The organism is Gemmatimonadaceae bacterium, from assembly GCA_019752115.1.
Lineage (GTDB): Bacteria > Gemmatimonadota > Gemmatimonadetes > Gemmatimonadales > Gemmatimonadaceae > Gemmatimonas.
This window is the reverse complement of the sequence record JAIEMN010000009.1, coordinates 1-17,386: the sequence shown is the minus strand read 5'-3', so window position 1 is coordinate 17,386 and position 17,386 is coordinate 1. Positions and strand designations below refer to the sequence as shown.

Sequence of the window (17,386 nt, the reverse complement as noted above, 5' to 3'; positions counted from 1 at the left end):
GTCAGCTGATCGGGCGCTGGCGACCACCGGGCGCCGCACAGGCGCCCGGTGGTCGCTTGTGTGCGTCTACGCGGCCTTGGGCGGCGTCAGGCGCTCGCTGGCGGACAGCTCGCGGAGGAACTCCAGCGCTTGCCGCCCCGTCATGGTGCGCGGGTCGAAGTCGATGGAGCCGGAGTGCCGGAGCAGGAGCTCACGCCGTTGCGCAGTCGCATCGACGTCCCACCCGACGTATTTCATCGACCACTCGGCGAAATCGCGCGTATGAATGTCCTCGACATTCAACAGCGCGCAGTTCGCATGACGCGTGTCGCGCTGGATCCCGGCGTACAGCTGATTGACGACGTCGCGATCCCCTTCGAGCGCCTGAAGAAACAACCCCGACCCGTAACAGAGGATGCCGGTGATTCCGCGGCGCGCGTTGTGGGTGGTCGCTTCAGTGAGGATCTGGCGGAGGTCATCCCAGGGCATGCCGGGGAGGCCTTCACTAACGTAGACGAGCCGAATGAGGTGCATGGGCACTCCGAGCGATCGCCGGGCAGACACGGTCGGCCCGGCGGCGGGTCGGCTGGCACGAGGTGCATGGCGCGGGTGCGCCTGGCGTCTTGAGAACGGGACGATCGAGTGGGACGAACGGCACACACGCCGCTCGCGATGCCGGCCGGGCGTTACTCGCTGGCCAGTTCCCGTTCCAGCTCGGCGAGATGCCGCAGGAAGCTGATGGCCTGATCGGCCGACAGCGCGCGCGGATTGAACACCGCGCTCCCCGTCTCCCCCTCAAGCAGCGCCCGGCGACGGGCCGCATCGCCGTCCTCCCAGTTCACCACCTTCATCGACCACTCCGGGAAGTCCCGCCGGTCGACCTCGCTCACGCTCAACAGTTCACAGCGCTCATGCCGCGTGTCGCGGGCAATGGCGTGGTAGAGTCGATTCACCGGCTCCCGGTCTCCCTCAAGCACCTGCAGGAACTGGCCGGAGCCATAGCAGAGCATGCCGGTAATGCCACGCGTCGGATTGCGCTGCTGCGCGTGGGTCATGATCCCGACGAGCGTGCTGTAGGGCAGGATGCCGACGGCATCGCTGGCATAAAGCAATCGAACGAGAGGCACGAGAGTACCGTCCAGCAAGAGGGGTCCAGGCCCGGCCGACCACGCCGGGATATGCCAAGCACCGGGGCGCACTGCTTGTGCGTCCGGTCCCGAGTATCTAGCGTCTCCGGATGAAGACGAACAAGCCCTGGTGGGCCACCCAGTTCGACACCCAGTACCTCCACGAGTACGAGCCCCTCTTCGATCTCACCCAGGATCGACGCGAGGTGGCCCGGTTGCTCGAGGTCCTCGAGCTGCCCAGCGGCGCCCGGATTCTCGACTGTCCGTGCGGTCAGGGGCGCCATGCCCACCTGCTCGCCGAAGCCGGCTTCGATGTGGACGCGCTCGACTACTCGAACGAGCTACTGGCCGTGGCCCGCAAGCGCGGCACGGGCAAGACGTTGCGCTACACGCAGGGGGACATGCGCAAGCTGCCCGCCCGTTGGACCGGCCGCTTTGACGCCGTCGTCAACCTGTTCACCAGCTTCGGCTTCTTTGATGATCCCCGCGATGACCTTCGGGTGCTCGAACAGTTCGCCCGGGTCCTCAAGCCGGGGGGCGTGCTGATCTGGCACGGCGGCGCCCGGGACGGGGTGATGGCCAAGTTTCTGACCCGGGATTGGTGGAGCGCCGCCGACGGGACCCTGTTCGGGCAGGAGCGCAGCTTCGACCCCCTCTCGGGGTTCCTCGAGATCACGAGCACCTGGCGGGGCCCCAAGGGGCACGGCGAACGGTCGCACCGGATTCGGCTCTACACGGCCTCCGAGCTCGCCGGCCGCCTCCGGGACGTCGGCCTCGTGGTCGAACAGGCCTTCGACAGCTGGGCGGACCGCCCGCTGAGCCGGAAATCCAGCGAGATGCTGCTAGTCGCGCGTAAGGAAAGCTGAGTAGTTTAGAACTGAGCAGAAGTTCCCACCGAATCTCCCCCTCCCGATGACCCGACCCATTCGTGTGCTGGTGGCCAAGCCTGGCCTCGACGGGCACGACCGCGGCGCCAAGGTCGTAGCGGCTGCCCTGCGCGACGCCGGCATGGAAGTGATCTATACCGGCCTGCATCAGACCCCCGAGATGATCGCCACCGCCGCCGTGCAGGAAGACGTCGACGTGGTCGGCCTGTCGATCCTGTCCGGCGCGCACATGACGCTCTTTCCGCGCGTGCGCGATCTGCTGATCGAAGCCGGCCGCGATGATGTGCTGCTGACCGGCGGCGGCATCATCCCCAAGGAAGACATGGACGCGCTGCAGGCGCAGGGCGTGGCCCGTCTCTTCGGCCCGGGCACGAGCACGCAGGAGCTCGTCGACTACATCCGCGAGTGGTTCGCGGCGCGCCAGCAGAGCGCTGGCGCTGGAGCGTGAGCGGCCGACTTCGCCAGCTCGCTGACGAGGTCCGCGCGCTGGAAGCCCGCCTCCGGGAAGGAGGCGGGGCCGACAAGGCTGCACGGCAGCACAAGCAGGGCAAGCTCACGGCGCGGGAGCGCGTCGAGCAGCTGGCCGATCCGGACACCCCGTTTCTCGAGATCGGGCTCCTGGTCGCGTATGATCGCTACGACGGACAGGCGCCCGCCGCCGGGGTGATCACCGGCATCGCCATGGTCGAGGGCCGCGAATGCGTGGTCGTGGCCAACGACGCGACCGTGAAGGCCGGCTCGTGGTGGCCGGAGACGATCACCAAGATTCTCCGCGCGCAGGAAGTCGCGATGCGCTGCCGCATCCCGATCATCTACCTCGTGGACTCGGCCGGCGTGAACCTCCCCTATCAGGGTGGCGTGTTCCCCGGGCAGTACGGCGCGGCACGCATTTTCTACTACAACTCCATCATGCGCCGGTATCTGCGCATTCCGCAGATCGCCGCCGTGATGGGGCAGTGCGTCGCCGGCGGGGCGTATCTCCCCGCACTCAGCGATGTGATCCTGATGGTGAAGGGCACGTCGTTCATGGGGCTCGGCGGCCCCAATCTCGTGAAGGGCGCCACCGGCCAGACGGTCGATGGCGAAACGCTCGGCGGCGCGATCACGCATACCGAGATTTCTGGCGTGGCGCACTACGCGCTCGATGATGACCCGAGCTGCCTGCGCAAAATTCGCGAACTCGTCGCGCGACTGCCGCGTCCGCAGCAACAGGGTACGACGACGGGCTGGCGTCCACCGGCCGAGCCGCCGTCAACGCTGTACGATCTGCTGCCGGCCGACCATCGCATGCAGTACGACATGCACGCGTTGCTCAAGGCGGTGCTCGACGATGGCGCGCTTGACGAATTCCAGCCGAATCTCGCCAAGGAGATGATTTGCGGCGACGCGCGCATCGAAGGCATCCAGGTGGGCGTCATCGCCAACCAGCGCGGCCTCATCAAGGGCCGTCCCGGTGAGCGGCCGCGATTTGGCGGCATCATCTACGCCGAGAGTGCCGAGAAGGTCGCGTACTTCATCGAGCGATGCGACAAGCAGGGCATTCCCATTCTCTTCGTGCAGGACGTTTCGGGCTTCATGGTGGGCCCCGACGCCGAGCATGATGGGATCATTCGCGCCGGCGCGCACTTCGTGGAAGCGATGGCCTGCGCGCGCGTCCCCAAGATCGTGCTCACGGTGAACCACGCGAGTGGGGCCGGCTACTACGCCATGGCCGGGCAGGGGTTCGACCCTGATTTCATCCTGTCCTGGCCGACCGGTCGCATGGCCGTGATGGAGGGCGAGGCGGCGGTGCAGGCGGTGCACGGGCCGGCGCTCGATGCGGCGAAGAAAGCGGGGACGGCCCCCGCGCCCGAGGTGCTCGAGGCCGTCGAGGCGATGCGCGCCGATTACGAAGAACAGCTCGACGCGCGTTATGCGGCCGCGCGCGGGTTCGTCGATACGATTGTCTATCCCGAGGACACGCGCACCATGCTCGCCATGGCGCTCCGTGCCGCCAACCAGAACCACGGACCGCACCTCGGCGCCTTTGTGCTGCCGCCGATGCCGTCCGTTGGAGGGGCGTGATGAGCAAGAAGGACGTGGTCCGCGTAGCCAGCGGACAAGGATTCTGGGGTGATTGGCTCGAGGCCCCGCGCCGCCAGGTCGACGGCGGGCCGGTGGACTACCTCATGCTCGATTACCTCGCCGAGGTCACGATGTCCATTCTGCAGAAGCAGAAGGAGCGTGATCCGAAAATGGGCTACGCGCGCGATTTCATCGGCGCGATGGAGAGCGTGTTCCCGGCGGTGGCCGAGCGCGGGGTGAAGGTGATTGCCAACGCCGGCGGCGTGAACCCGGTCGCCTGCGCCGATGCGGTGCTGGCCGCCGCCGACAAGGCGGGCGTGCGGGGCAAGATCCGCATCGGCGTCGTGACGGGCGACGATATTCTCGGCCGTCTCGACGAACTGCTCGCCGCCGGCCACGAACTCAAGAACATGGATACCGGCGAGCCGCTCGCGAACATTCGTGATCGCGTGCTCTCGGCCAACGCGTACATCGGGTCCACGCCCATCGTGGAAGCGCTCGAGCGCGGGGCCAATGTGGTGGTCATCGGCCGCAGCACCGACACGGCGCTCACGATGGCGCCGCTACGTCACGAGTTCGGCTGGGCGGCCGATGACTGGAACAAGATGGCCGCCGGGATCGTGGCTGGGCACATCCTCGAGTGTGGTGCGCAGTGCAGCGGCGGCAATTGCCTGCACGAGTGGCGCACCATTCCCGATCTCGCGAATGTCGGCTATCCGATCGCCGAGGCGCGCGCGGACGGCTCGTTCGTCATCACGAAGCACCCGGGCACCGGCGGCCGCGTGAGCGTGCCCAGCGTGAGCGAGCAGCTCGTGTACGAGATGGGCGATCCGCATGCCTACATCACGCCCGACGTGGTCGCCGACTTCACCAGCATTCACCTCGCGGCCGACGGCGACAATCGCGTGAAGGTCCATGGCATCACCGGCGGCCCGCCGACGCCGTTCCTCAAGGTGTCCATTGCGTACCGGGCCGGCTACAAGGCGGTGGGCTCGCTCGTGTACTCGTGGCCCGACGCCATGGAGAAGGCGCAGCTCGCTGATCGCGTGCTGCGGGAACGCCTCGACAACCTCGGTCTCAAGTTCGATCAGGTGCTGAGCGAGTTCGTCGGGGCCACGGCCACGCATGGCTCGCTGGCGGGCGACGGGCTCGACGCGCCCGAAGTGCAGTACCGCATCGGGGTGCGTGGCAGCGACAAGGCCGCCGTGGAGCGCTTTACGCGCGAGATCGCGCCGCTGGTGCTCAACGGGCCGCCGAGCGTGACGGGCTTCGCCGGTGGGCGCCCGAAAGTGGAAGAAATCGTGGCCTACTGGCCCGCGCTGCTCGACAAGCGCGCCGTCTCGACCTCTGTCGCCATCGTGGAGTAACCCATGCGCGTCCGACTCCTCGACATCGCCCATACCCGTTCCGGCGACAAGGGCGACACCGCGAACGTGGGCATCATCGCGCTCAAGCCCGAGTGGTACGCGGTGCTGGACCGCTACGTCACCCGCGACGCCGTAGCCGCCCACTTCCGTGGCCAGATCACCGGCGACGTGGTGCGCTTCGAACTGCCCAACCTCAACGCGCTCAACTTCCTGCTGCACGGCGCACTCGATGGGGGCGGCACCCTGTCGCTCAAGACCGACGCGCAGGGCAAGGTGTATTCGACCGCCCTGCTGCGCCTGGTGATCGAGGTGCCCGACGCCGAGGCGGCGGCGGCCGGCCTGCCGGCCTTTACCGGCTGACCCGGTGATCATCCGCCTGCGCATCGCCCTGCTGGCGCTGGGTGTGATCGCGTTCACGATCGCCCTCCGCACCGGCATTGAATGGATCCGCTGGATCGGCATTGCCCTGGTCGCGGCGGCGCTGCTGCTGCGCTTTCTGAAACGCTGACCGTCAGAGAGAACAGCCGCAAAGGGGCACGAAGGGCCGGCCACCAGTACGGCCATTCCGGCCCCATTTAGCTTTCAGGGATGTCCCGAATGCCCATCCCCGAGCTCCTGGCCCCCGCTGGCACCCTGGATGCCGTTCGCGCCGCCGTCGCGAATGGCGCCAATGCCATTTATCTCGGCGCGTCGATGTACAACGCGCGCGACGAAGGGGCCCAGCTGTCGCTCGACGAGCTCGGGCAGGCCTGCGCCATCGCGCACGCCCGGGGGGTGCGGGTCTACCTCACCTTCAACGTGCTCATCAAGCCGCACGAGCTGCCCGAGGCGATGGCCTATCTCGGGGAGTGCATCGATCGCGGCATCGATGCGGCCATCGTGCAGGATCTGGGCGTCGTCCGCCTGATCCAGCAGGTCTATCCGCAGCTCGAGGTGCATGGCTCCACCCAGATGACCGTGCACGACGCCGCCGGCGCGCGCGTCATGCAACGGCTGGGGGTGGAGCGCGTGGTCCTCGCCCGCGAAAACACGCTCGAGGACATTCGCGAGATTCGCTCGGCGGTCCCCGAGTTGAGCCTCGAGACCTTCGTACACGGGGCACTCTGTATCTCGTACTCCGGGCAGTGCTTCATGTCCGGCATGATCAGCGAGCGCTCGGCCAATCGCGGCTCCTGTGCCCAATCGTGCCGGAAGGACTACACGCTCAATGATGAGAGCACGGGTGCCACGCTCGACCGCGGGTATCTCATCAGCACGAAGGACCTCGCCGCCCACGATCATCTGGAGCAGATCGCCGAGTTGGGGATCGGCTGCCTCAAGGTCGAGGGGCGCAAGAAGAAGCCGGAGTACGTCGCCACGGTGACCAAGGCGTACCGCGGTTGGCTGGATGCGCTCTCGCGCGGTGAGCGGGGCCACGCCCCGTCCACCGACGACGTCGAACCGCTCGTCCAGATCTTCAGTCGCGGGAACACGGGCGGCATGTACGGGGGTCGGCAGGGGCGCGAGTACATCACGCGCACCCAGCCCGATAACCGCGGGCTCCCCATCGGTACCGTGCTGTCCACGGACGGCGACGAGCTCGTCGTGGCCGTGTCGCGGGCACTCGCGGTGGGTGATGGCCTGGGCTTCGAAGCGCCCGAGGCGGACAGCGCCGCCACGCTGGGCGGCACCGTGCAGCAGGTACGCGCGCTGCAGGTGAGCGGCGGCGTGCACCGCCAGGCCATCGTGGTCCGCAGCGGCATGCGCGTCACGCGCGTCCCCGACGGCTGGCGCGTGGTGCGGACGAGCGACGCGACGCTGCTCGCCTCTGCGAAGGCCTCGTTCCAGCAGGTCCCGGTGCCCGATCGCGTGGGACTCACGCGCGTGGATGTGCGCTGCTTCGGCCATGCCGGCGGGCCGCTCAAGACGATCTGGACGGCCGGCGATCTCGAGGTCACCGTGCGCGGTGAAGTCCCGCTGGCCCCGGCCAGCAAGCGCGCGCTCGACATGACGCAGCTGCGCGAACAGTTCGGCCGTCTGGGCGGCACGGAGTTCAAGCTCGGGGCGGTGGATATCAGCGGCCTGGCCGAAGGGCTGTTTGTCCCCGTCAGCGAGCTCAATCGCCTCCGCCAGGACGCGACCGAGCAGCTCACCGAGCAACTCAGCTGGGGGCGTATGAGTGACGCCGCCGTGCGCGAGGCACGCATTGCGGAGGGGATCGCGCATGTTCCCACGGTCTCCCCCGCACCGGTCGAAACGGGGGCCTTTGCGCTCCGTGTGATCGTGGCGGATCTCGACAGCGCGCGCGACGCGGCTGCGGCCGGGGCGACCGAGATCGTGCTGGACCCGTTCCTCCGGCATCCGATGCCACCGGTCAGCCGCGTCACCACGCTGCGCGATGAACTCGCGGCCCAGGGCGTGGGGCTCCGGTTGCGCACACCCACGATCGTGCGCCCCGAAGATCGCAAGCGCCTCACGAAGTGGCTGGCGCTCGGGCTGCCGCTGCTCTCGGGCCACCTCGGTCTCGTGGCGGAGCAGGGAGAAGCCGGCCAGGACGTCATCGCCGACTACGCGACAAACGCGTTCAATCAACACACCACGGCGTTCCTGTTCGAACTCGGCGCGCGGCGCGTCGTGGCGAGCATTGAACTCACGGCGGACGAACTGGCCCACCTCGCCGCCCCGTGGGGCGGGGCCGGCATCGACGTCCTCGTGTACGGCCGCACCGAAGGGATGACGATCGAGCACTGCGTCCTCAGCGCCGCCTTCGATCGTGAGCCGACGACGTGTCGGGATCTGTGTGTGCAGAAGCACACCAACGTCTCGCTCACCGATCCGGCGGGGTATACGTTCGCCGTCGCCACCGACAGCGATTGCCGGAACCGGCTGCTGCATTCGCGTCCGATCGACGGGAGCGAATTCCTGCCGCAGCTCTGGACGTCCGGCATCCGCGGTTTCCAGATGGTTTTCAACGTGCCGGGTGACCCGATCCGCGATCTGGTGGCCGGCTATCGGGCCGCGCTCGATGCACTGGCGGCGGGCGCGACGCCCGATCTCACCGCCACCCGTCGTCTCCTCGATGGGGCCTTTACCCGCGGGCACTTTGCCCGCGCTGTCTGACGCGTTCGCTCGGAGCTCGTGATGGAGAAGGCCAAGAAGATCCTTGCCCCGTTGCTCGCCCTCGCTGCGGCGGGATGGAACGCCTACGGGGCCGTCGAAGCCTTTCAGGGCCGGCACTGGCTCCGCGGGGCCTTTGACGTGGTGCTCGCGCTCGTCCTGCTGGTGGTGGCGTACACCATGTACGACACCGGCAAGCGGTTCGCCGACTCCTGACGCCGGCACCTCGGCGCCGCCCATCGCCGCGCCGAGGTGCGTAGAAATGATGTCACGCGAATCGCACGCCGAGCATAGCGTGCGACATGTCTTGCACATCGCCGGCGGCCCCGTCTGCTGATCCCCTGATGCGCGCGCGTGCGGCGCTCGCGCGCTACTTCGGGTACCCCGACTTCCGAGCGCCACAGTTGCCGGCGGTCACCGCGGTCCTCCGCGGCGGTGATGTGCTCATCGTGCTCCCCACCGGTGGCGGCAAGTCCCTCTGCTATCAGGTGCCCGCCCTCGTACGCACCGGCCTCACGGTGGTCGTGAGTCCGCTGATCTCGCTCATGGCCGATCAGGTCGAGGCGCTCCGGCGGCGTGGCATCGGCGCGGCGTATCTCAACAGCACCCTCACGGGACGAGAGACCGCCGATCGGCTCGCGCAGGCGCGTGACGGTGCGCTGACGCTGCTCTATCTCGCGCCGGAAAAACTCGTCGCCACGCGGATGCTGGAGGCGCTCGGTCGCATCGGCGTCAGCCTGCTCGCGGTAGACGAAGCCCATTGCATCAGCGAATGGGGCCACGACTTCCGACCGGCCTACCGCCGTATCGGTGCCATGCGCGCGCGGCTCGGCGATCCCCAAACCGTAGCCCTCACGGCGACCGCCACACCGCGCGTGCGCCGCGATATCGCCACGCAGCTCGCCTTGCGCGATCCGACGGTGATCATCGGCGGGTTCGACCGCACGAACCTGACCTACCATGTGGCCGAGACGCCATCGCTCCGAGACAAGCACGCGCAAGCCGTCACCTGGTTGCGCGACGCGCCAGGCGCGGCGGTCGTGTACGCGTCCACGCGCACCGCGGTGGAGCAGGTGACGGCCGTGCTCGTGCGGGCCCGCGTGCGCGCGGTCGCCTATCACGGCGGTCTGCCGGCGAGTGTCCGGCAACGCGCGCAGGACGCGTTCATGGACAGTCGGGCGCGCGTCATCGTGGCCACCAGCGCCTTCGGCATGGGCATCGACAAACCCGACGTGCGCCTGGTCGTGCATCACGCCATGCCCGGCTCGCTCGAGGCCTACTACCAGGAAGCCGGTCGAGCCGGCCGCGACGGCCAGCCGAGTCGGTGTGTCTTGCTGCACACGGCCACCGACCGTGCCACGCACGATCATTTCCTGCAGCGCGCGCATCCGGACCGGCGCGTGGTGGAACGCACCTGGGCGCAGCTGCGGGCGTGCGCCGATCGGAGTGGATGGGTGCCGCGCGCTCCCGACGCGTTTATCGCCGCCCTCCCCGCCGCCGATCAGCGTGCGCCGGTGGGGGCGGCGCTTCGGGTGCTGGTCGCGGCCGGCGCGTGTCGTATCGCGCCGCCCGGTGCAGACACGCACTGGATCCGCCTGCTCGCGACACCGGCGCGCATCCGGCGCGAGCTCACGGGGGCCCGGCGTGCCGACCGCACGGCGCTCCGCGCGCTCTGGCAACTGGCGGGTGACCGTCTGCAGGACGGTGTGACAATCCGCGCGACGGCGCTCCCAACGGGAATAGGCGGGGATGGAGGACTGATCTCCCTGCTGGAACGGTTGGCCGCACAACAGTTCCTCCTCTGGATGCGTACTGGGGGCGGTATTCGTCTCACCGAGGAGTACCGCTCGATGGTCAGTCCGCCGGTCGATTGGCGCGCGCTGGACCGGCGACGGCACGCCGAGCAGCAGCGTCTGCGTGCGATGGTGCAGTATGCGCAGATCCGGGATTGCCGTCGGGCGTACGTCCTGCGCTATTTCGGTGATGCGAGCGTACGTGGCCCCTGCGGCGCGTGCGATCGATGCCTCCCTCCGTAGCTCCCGCCCCAACGCGCCATCGCGCGCGTTGCCCCTGCTCCCCACCCGATGGACGACAGCCTTTACTTCTCCGAGCAGCATCTCGCCGTGCGCGATATGGTGCGGTCTTTCGCCCGCGACGAAGTCGCGCCCGTGGCCGGCCAGTTCGACGAAACCTCCACGTTCCCCTGGGAGAATGTGAAGAAGATGGGCGAGCTCGGGCTGCTCGGTGTACCCTGGTCCGAAGAGATCGGTGGTGCCGGGTTCGACACGATCAGCTTCATGATTGCGATCGAAGAGCTCGCGAAAGTGTGCGCCTCGCACTCGATCACCATCAGCGCGCATACGACGTTGGGCACGTCACCCATCGTCAACTTCGGCACCAAGGCGCAGATCGAGCGTTACGTGCCGTTGCTCGCCAGCGGCAAGGTCCTCGGTGGCTTCGGCCTAACCGAAGAGGCGGCCGGCAGTGATGCCGGCGGCACGCGTACGACCGCTGTGAAGCAGGGGGACAAGTACATCCTGAACGGCAGCAAGCGCTTCATTACGCACGCCGGCGTTGGAGAGATCTTCGTCGTCACGGCCGTCACCGATCCGAGCAAGGGCACGAAGGGCATCTCGAGCTTCATCCTGACCAAGGAGAGCGTTGACCTCGAGGCCTGCCGCGTGCACGGGGTCGGGCACGACGACGCGCTCCCGAACATGGCCGGCTTCACCGCCGGCAAGAAGGAAGACAAGCTGGGCTGGCGTGCCTCGGACACGCGCGAACTCCTCTTCGACAACGTCGAGGTGCCCGCCGAGAACCTGCTGGGAACCGAGGGGCTGGGCTTCGTGAACTTCATGAAGACGCTCGACGCCGGTCGCATCGGGATCGCGGCGCTGTCGGTCGGCATCGCGCAGGGCGCCCTCGAGCAGTCGCTCCAGTACGCCAGCGTCCGCAAGCAGTTCGGGCAGGCGATCGCCAACTTCCAGGGCATCCAGTTCCAGCTGTCCGACATGGCCACCGAGATCGAGGCCGGCCGCCATCTGGTCTACCACGCGGCCTGGCTGGCCCAGAATGGCAAGCCGTACGGCAAGGAAGCCGCCATGGCCAAGCTCTTCTGCTCGGAGCTCGCCATGCGGGCCACCATCAAGGCGATCCAGGTGCACGGCGGCTACGGCTACACCCGCGACTACCCGGTCGAGCGCTACATGCGCGACGCCAAGATCTGCGAGATCGGCGAGGGGACGAGCGAGATTCAGCGGATGGTGATCGCGCGGCACCTCTTGAAGAGCCTGGCCTAACCCAGAACCCAAGACCAAAAGCCCGGAACCCTGAACTGATCAGTTCAGGGTTCCGGGCTTTTGGTCTTGGGTTGTGGGTTCAAGCCTCCCCGGGTACCATTAATGTGATGTTCCCATAGCCGTCGCTTCAGGCGCCGGCGGCCCGTGCGACTCACGGGCCGTTTGCGTTTGTGGCCGGGGCCGTCCGGTGCCAGCGTGCAGCCGACCGACCCCGCCACACGTCCCACCGCATGACACACCTCGTGTGCGTCGATCGCGGGTGTCCGCGTGGTTTCCGGGTCTGCGCCTCCTGCCGCTTCGAGCGCGGGATGGCAGCGTCCCGGCGCGAGCCGCCCGATTCGATCGGTCCTGCCGGTTGGGGGAGCCCTGTGACGTTCGTCCGTGTCGCCGCCGCTGGCCGTTCGGTCGCTGGCGCGCGCGGGCCACTCCGTAGGTTCACCGTACCTGCCGCTGTCCCGGCCCGTAGAGTCGCTACCGGTCGGGAGGGAGCGGTCCGCCGTTGGGCGGGAACACAATGAAGCGTGAGCTCCTGGTGAACGCGACGCCGCGCGAAACGCGCGTCGCCATCATCGAGGACGGCCAGCTGGTGGAGTTGCTGGTGGATCGGCCGGACGCCCGCCGCATGGTCGGCGACGTCTATCTCGGCAAAGTCGAGGCGGTCCTCCCCGGCATTCAGGCGGCCTTCGTCAACATCGGTACCGAAAAGTCGGCCTTCCTGCATGCGGCCGACGTCGTCGTCGAAAATGAGCAGGTCTCCGACGACGATGATGACGACGACAGCAGCGACGACGAGTCGAGCGGCGGCGGCGGGGGCCGTCGCGGCCGCCGTGAAGTCCGTCCCATTCAGGATCTGCTGAAGCGCGGGCAGGACATCCTCGTCCAGATCACCAAGGAACCCATCTCCACCAAGGGCCCGCGCGTCACCGCGCAGGTGTCGCTGGCCGGACGGTTCCTGGTCTACATGCCGTTCGCGTCCAAGGTGGGCGTGAGCCGCAAGATCGACGAGCGCGCCGAGCGGCAGCGCCTTCGGGCCATGGTCGGCGAGATGCTCCCCGATGACGCCGGCGGCGTGATCGTCCGCACCGTGTCGGAAGACGCGACCAAGGAGACGTTCGAGCGCGAGCTCAACACGCTCATCAACAACTGGAAGCGCATCAAGCGGAAGACGCAGTTCCTGCGCGCCCCCGCCATGGTGCACCGCGAGACGAACGTCACGCGCGGTCTCGTGCGCGACCTCTTCAGCGCCAAGGTCGAGCGCGTCCTCGTGGACTCGAAGCAGGTCTTCAACGAGATCACCGAATACCTGCAGGGGATCGCCCCCGACCTCGTCGAGCGGGTGAAGCTCTACGAAGACACCGTTCCGCTCTTCGACAAGGAAGGGATCGAAACGGAGATCCGCGATCTCTTCAAGCGGCGCTGCGATCTGCCGAGCGGGGGCTACATCATCATCGAGCAGACCGAAGCGCTGGTCTCGATCGACGTGAACTCCGGCCGCTACACCGGCAAGCGCGACCCCGAAAAGACGATCTTCAAGACGAACACCGAGGCGGCACGCGAAATCGCGCGGCAGCTGCGTCTGCGCGATGTGGGCGGCATCATCGTCTGCGACTTCATCGACATGGAGACGCAGGGCAATCGCGACAAGGTGCTGCACGAACTGCGCACGCATCTGGGGCGCGATCGCGCCCGCACGAAGGCGTTTGCGGTGTCGGAGCTCGGGCTCGTGGAAATGACGCGCCAGCGCGTGCGGCAGAGCCACTACCAGAGCATGACCGAGGCGTGTCCCACCTGCAGCGGCACGGGACGCGTGTTCACCCCCGAAACGATCGTCCGCCGCACCGAGCGGGCCGTGCGACGCATGGCCGCCGAGGGGCGGCGTGAGCCGGTGCTCCTGCGCCTGCATCCGGAGGTCGCGCTCCACGTTCTGGAACAGGAGCACGATTTCGTGAAGCGGCTGGAGAAGCTGGCCGGGTTCCCGCTCGAACTCCGGGACGACCCGCTCCTCAAGCCCGACGAGATCAAGCTCGTCATGCGGGGGGCCCAGCGGGACGTCACCCAGCAGTACGCGATCGCCTGATCGCCCGCCGGACCGGCGCCGGACCGCGCAGTTGGGCGGGCCAGCCCGTTGACACGTAAACCCAGCCCGGATAAGCTTCTAGGCTACGTTTTGGACGCACACAAATCTGGACGTCCATTTTGGATCACTCCAGGTACTTCTGTAGGAACTTTCCATGAGCTACGCCATCATCCGCACCGGCGGCAAGCAGTTCCGTGCCGAGCCGGGCAAGACCCTTCGGATTCCGTCACTGCTGGGTGAAGCCGGCACGGCCGTTGAATTCAACGACGTCCTCCTCGGCTCCGACGGCAAGCAGATCCGCACGGGCGTGCCCACGCTCTCCGGCGCGAAGGTGACGGCGGAGATCGTCAAGCACGGTCTCGACGACAAGATCATCGTCTTCAAGTTCAAGCGCCGGAAGAACTACGCCCGCAAGCAGGGGCATCGGCAGAAGTTCACTGAAGTGCGCATCAAGGACATCACCCTCGGCTGAGAGCCGGCGGCGCGCGCTGGCGCGCTGCCTTTCCGGAGTATTCGTCATGGCACATAAGAAGGGCGTCGGCTCCTCCCGCAACGGCCGCGATTCCAATCCGAAGTACCGCGGCATCAAGAAGTACGGCGGCGAGTTCGTTACGGCCGGCAACATCATCCTCCGTCAGTGCGGCACCAAGTGGCATCCGGGTGCCAACGTCGGCATGGGCACCGACTACACGATCTACTCGCTCGTCGACGGCGTCGTGCAGTTCGCCCACAAGAGCAAAAAGGCCTACAAGGTCAACGTCCTCCCCGTGGAGTACGTCGAGGAGACGGTCGAGGCCTAACCCGCCCGGCACGTCCCGAGGGGCAGGCGCACCACGTGCGCCTGCCCCTTTTGCGTTCCCGACCGCAACTTCCGGACACGCGGCACCGTAGGGCCCTCTGTTGGTCCACCGCTGCATCAATCGCATCGCGAGGATTCGAGCCATGGCGCTCTGGGACAAGGTCAAGCAGGGAATCGACAAGGCCGGCAAGGCGGCGCAGGACGTCTTCGACGAGGGGAAGCTCCGCATCGAGGCGTACCGGGCGCGCGAACAGGCGGACAAGGCCGCGGAGGCGCTCGGCTACGCGATCTTCCGGGCGCAGGAGGCCGGCGGGGCCCTGGATGCCGACGCACAGGCGCGTCTCGTGGCGGCGCTCAAGGAGCGCGACGATGCCGCCCGGAAGCTCGAAAAGGAGCTGGCCGACGCCAAGGCCAGCGCCGCGGCGGCGGGCGCGCCGGCGACCGCGTCGGATGTGCCGGCGACCTCCGGGCCCGTCAGCCCGCCGCCGGGTCAGCCGTAAGGCGCGTCCGTCACGGCACGTCGGATCAGGTCCGGCACGTCGCTGCACAGGCCGTCGACGCCCCACGCCGCCAATTGGCGCGCGTGGGGCGCGTCGTTCACGGTCCAGGCGATGCACCGGGCGCCAAAGCCCTGCACGGCACGCACAAAGGCCTCGTCGATGAGCGCGGCGTGTTGCCAGACGGCCTCCGGCTGCACGCCGCCCAGCCAGGCGGCCACGTCCAGCGGGTACGACGCGCTCAACAGCCCGATGGCCGTCGCTGGGCGACGTTGACGCACGGCCAGCGGCAGGCGGTGATCGAAGGCGTGCACGGCCAGACGCATCTGCGGATAGCGATCGAACGCCGCCACGACCAGCTCGGCGACGCTCGAGGCCTTCACTTCCACGTAGAGCCGCGCGCGGGTCCCGACCAGATCGCACACGGCATCGAGGCGCGGGACACGCGCGCCGTCACGGAGCGAGACCGCAGCCACCTCGCTCGCCAGGAGGCTGGCGATCGGTACCAGCGGCCCCTCCGGTTCGAGGCGCAGGACGGGGTCGTGATGCACCACCAGGACCCCGTCGGCGGTCCCGTGGACATCCAGCTCGATCGCATCCGCCCCGAGCTCGAGGGCCCGCGCGAAAGCGGGCAGGGTGTTCTCCAGGCACTCCCGCGACGCGCCCCGATGAGCGATGATCTCCGGGATGCGATTCGCGTGCGCGCTCATCCGCGGCAACCTGCCGGCCCGCCGGCCCCCGGTCAATCCGGCCTTAACGACCGGCGGCCCGGGGCGTCCAAGAGGGTGGAGCGTATGATCCATGCCGAACAGCGCGACGATGCATCCGAGGATGCCGTCCTCATCGATCGATGGCTGGCAGGGGACGAGCGGGCCGCCACGGCGATCGTGGAGCGGCACGCCGAGGCCCTCGCGCGCTTTGCCGCGCGGCTTGGCATCACGCAGGACGTGGATGAGCTGGTGCAGGACACCTTCGTGCGGGCCTTCGGCGCCCTCGACAGCTTTCGCGCCGACAGCTCGCTACGCACGTGGCTGTTCACCATCGAGCGCCGGCTCGTCATCGACCGTCGGCGGGCGCAGGGGCGCCGCGGCACCGAAGTCGATATCGACGACGAGCCGGTGGCGACCGGATACAACGCACTGGACACGCTGGTGGCGGACGAAGCCTCGCAGCGCGTCCACGGGGCGCTGGCGCGCCTCACGCGCCTGCAGCGGGACGTCTTCCTGCTGCGCGTGCAGGAAGGACGCAGTTACAAGGAGATCGCCGAGATCCTCGACACCACCGAGGGGTCGGCGCGAGTGCATTATCACAACGCGATGCGGGCCGTGAAGGAGTTTCTCGATGACTAAGTGCCGAACCCCGGAGCTGCAGGATCTGCTCCCCGATTTCGTGGCGGAGTCGCTCGGCGACGCTGATCGCGTGCGGGTGACGGCACACCTCGCCGAGTGTGACGCGTGCACCGCGGATCTCGCGATCCTGCGCGATGTGCGAGCGGCGCGCGTGGCGGTGGCGCCAATCGATGTGGCGCGGATCGTCGCGGCGCTGCCGCGCCCGGCGGCCGCCACGCCGGTGTTGCAGGTGCATCGTGGAACCGCCGTGCCGCCGTCGGTTCGTGGGGCGTCCACGGCCCCGTCGCGGTCGGGGTCGCGTTCGCGGTGGCAGGGCCCGCAGGTGTGGCGCATGGCCGCGACGCTGGGTGTCATCCTCGCCGGTGGCTTCTCGGTACTCGTCGCGCGTCGCGGTGGCGCCGCGTTCGACGCCGCCCCGGATGCGCTGCAGGTGGTGGAGTCCACCACCGTCGCGCCCCTCAGCCCCACCGCCGCCGCCCCGTCGGAGAGCGCGAGTCTGGCGCGCCCGGCGGCGACCGGTACGACCACCAGCGCCGCCTCACCCGCGGCATCGAGCCCCGCGCACGCGAACGTGGCGGTCTCGTATGGGGCGCTCGACAACGCGACCGAGGCGGAGATTCAGGCCCTGATCGATCGTTTGGAGAAGTGGGATGGCGCGACCAGCGCCGAACCGGCACCCACCGTGCCGGTCGTGTCGTCGCGTGGAGGAGCCCAACCGTGAATCGCTCCCGGATTCTGATGTTCGCCGGTGTGCTGCTTGTCCTGGTGACGCGCGTAGCGTCCGCGCAGGGCGGCCCCCCGCCAGGCCCGCCCGCGGCCCGACACGCTCGACCCAGCGTCCGAAG

The 17,386-nt window shown here is 68.2% G+C and carries 19 protein-coding genes; 16 read left to right on the top strand and 3 right to left on the bottom strand.

Annotation, left to right across the window (positions count from 1 at the left end):
- Positions 1 to 66 precede the first annotated feature (66 nt).
- Positions 67 to 513, bottom strand: coding sequence for a BLUF domain-containing protein (locus tag K2R93_04585; protein ID MBY0489095.1), 447 nt, complete (start codon positions 511 to 513; stop codon positions 67 to 69).
- 152 nt (positions 514 to 665) lie between these two features.
- Positions 666 to 1,106 (bottom strand): BLUF domain-containing protein, encoded by a 441-nt coding sequence (locus K2R93_04580; protein ID MBY0489094.1) that lies wholly within the window; start codon positions 1,104 to 1,106, stop codon positions 666 to 668.
- A gap of 110 nt (positions 1,107 to 1,216) precedes the next feature.
- Between K2R93_04580 and K2R93_04575 the strand changes: the two genes are divergently transcribed.
- From K2R93_04575 to K2R93_04510, 14 genes are all read left to right on the top strand, one after another.
- Complete coding sequence (locus K2R93_04575; protein MBY0489093.1) at positions 1,217 to 1,972, top strand: class I SAM-dependent methyltransferase; 756 nt, start codon at positions 1,217 to 1,219, stop codon at positions 1,970 to 1,972.
- A 46-nt stretch (positions 1,973 to 2,018) separates the two neighbouring features.
- A complete protein-coding gene (locus tag K2R93_04570; GenBank protein MBY0489092.1) occupies positions 2,019 to 2,441 on the top strand; it encodes a cobalamin B12-binding domain-containing protein in 423 nt (140 codons plus the stop codon).
- Positions 2,438 to 4,057 (top strand): acyl-CoA carboxylase subunit beta, encoded by a 1,620-nt coding sequence (locus K2R93_04565; GenBank protein MBY0489091.1) that lies wholly within the window; start codon positions 2,438 to 2,440, stop codon positions 4,055 to 4,057. Before K2R93_04570 ends, K2R93_04565 begins: the two co-directional genes overlap by 4 nt.
- Positions 4,057 to 5,424: a DUF1446 domain-containing protein gene (locus K2R93_04560; protein ID MBY0489090.1), complete on the top strand. Its 1,368-nt coding sequence runs from the start codon at positions 4,057 to 4,059 to the stop codon at positions 5,422 to 5,424. The genes K2R93_04565 and K2R93_04560 overlap by 1 nt, the downstream gene beginning before the upstream one ends.
- A 3-nt stretch (positions 5,425 to 5,427) precedes the next feature.
- Positions 5,428 to 5,784 (top strand): hypothetical protein, encoded by a 357-nt coding sequence (locus tag K2R93_04555; protein ID MBY0489089.1) that lies wholly within the window; start codon positions 5,428 to 5,430, stop codon positions 5,782 to 5,784.
- A gap of 4 nt (positions 5,785 to 5,788) precedes the next feature.
- Complete coding sequence (locus tag K2R93_04550; GenBank protein MBY0489088.1) at positions 5,789 to 5,932, top strand: hypothetical protein; 144 nt, start codon at positions 5,789 to 5,791, stop codon at positions 5,930 to 5,932.
- Positions 5,933 to 6,012: 80 nt separating this feature from the next.
- Positions 6,013 to 8,523 carry a U32 family peptidase gene (locus K2R93_04545; protein MBY0489087.1) on the top strand — a complete coding sequence of 837 codons (2,511 nt, stop codon included), beginning with the start codon at positions 6,013 to 6,015 and terminating at the stop codon, positions 8,521 to 8,523.
- A gap of 21 nt (positions 8,524 to 8,544) precedes the next feature.
- Entirely contained in the window at positions 8,545 to 8,736 is a 192-nt protein-coding gene (locus tag K2R93_04540; protein MBY0489086.1) for a hypothetical protein, read from the top strand.
- Between the two features lie 86 nt (positions 8,737 to 8,822).
- Complete coding sequence (locus K2R93_04535; GenBank protein ID MBY0489085.1) at positions 8,823 to 10,556, top strand: RecQ family ATP-dependent DNA helicase; 1,734 nt, start codon at positions 8,823 to 8,825, stop codon at positions 10,554 to 10,556.
- Between the two features lie 48 nt (positions 10,557 to 10,604).
- Positions 10,605 to 11,819 (top strand): acyl-CoA dehydrogenase, encoded by a 1,215-nt coding sequence (locus K2R93_04530; GenBank protein ID MBY0489084.1) that lies wholly within the window; start codon positions 10,605 to 10,607, stop codon positions 11,817 to 11,819.
- Positions 11,820 to 12,333: 514 nt separating this feature from the next.
- Positions 12,334 to 13,896, top strand: a complete 1,563-nt coding sequence (locus tag K2R93_04525; GenBank protein ID MBY0489083.1) for an Rne/Rng family ribonuclease — start codon at positions 12,334 to 12,336, stop codon at positions 13,894 to 13,896.
- 154 nt (positions 13,897 to 14,050) lie between these two features.
- Positions 14,051 to 14,368: a 50S ribosomal protein L21 gene (gene rplU, locus K2R93_04520; protein MBY0489082.1), complete on the top strand. Its 318-nt coding sequence runs from the start codon at positions 14,051 to 14,053 to the stop codon at positions 14,366 to 14,368.
- Between the two features lie 46 nt (positions 14,369 to 14,414).
- Positions 14,415 to 14,696: a 50S ribosomal protein L27 gene (rpmA, locus tag K2R93_04515; protein ID MBY0489081.1), complete on the top strand. Its 282-nt coding sequence runs from the start codon at positions 14,415 to 14,417 to the stop codon at positions 14,694 to 14,696.
- A gap of 142 nt (positions 14,697 to 14,838) precedes the next feature.
- Positions 14,839 to 15,195 carry a hypothetical protein gene (locus K2R93_04510; protein ID MBY0489080.1) on the top strand — a complete coding sequence of 119 codons (357 nt, stop codon included), beginning with the start codon at positions 14,839 to 14,841 and terminating at the stop codon, positions 15,193 to 15,195.
- On the opposite strand, the gene K2R93_04505 is transcribed toward K2R93_04510, so the two are convergent.
- Positions 15,186 to 15,902: a glycerophosphodiester phosphodiesterase gene (locus K2R93_04505; GenBank protein MBY0489079.1), complete on the bottom strand. Its 717-nt coding sequence runs from the start codon at positions 15,900 to 15,902 to the stop codon at positions 15,186 to 15,188. The two genes, K2R93_04510 and K2R93_04505, sit on opposite strands and share 10 nt — an antisense overlap.
- 84 nt (positions 15,903 to 15,986) lie before the next feature.
- Here K2R93_04505 and K2R93_04500 point away from each other — a divergent pair, with 84 nt between their 5' ends.
- Both K2R93_04500 and K2R93_04495 read left to right on the top strand, forming a co-directional pair.
- A complete protein-coding gene (locus K2R93_04500) occupies positions 15,987 to 16,541 on the top strand; it encodes an RNA polymerase sigma factor (protein ID MBY0489078.1) in 555 nt (184 codons plus the stop codon).
- Entirely contained in the window at positions 16,534 to 17,262 is a 729-nt protein-coding gene (locus tag K2R93_04495) for a zf-HC2 domain-containing protein (GenBank protein MBY0489077.1), read from the top strand. Before K2R93_04500 ends, K2R93_04495 begins: the two co-directional genes overlap by 8 nt.
- Positions 17,263 to 17,386 lie beyond the last annotated feature (124 nt).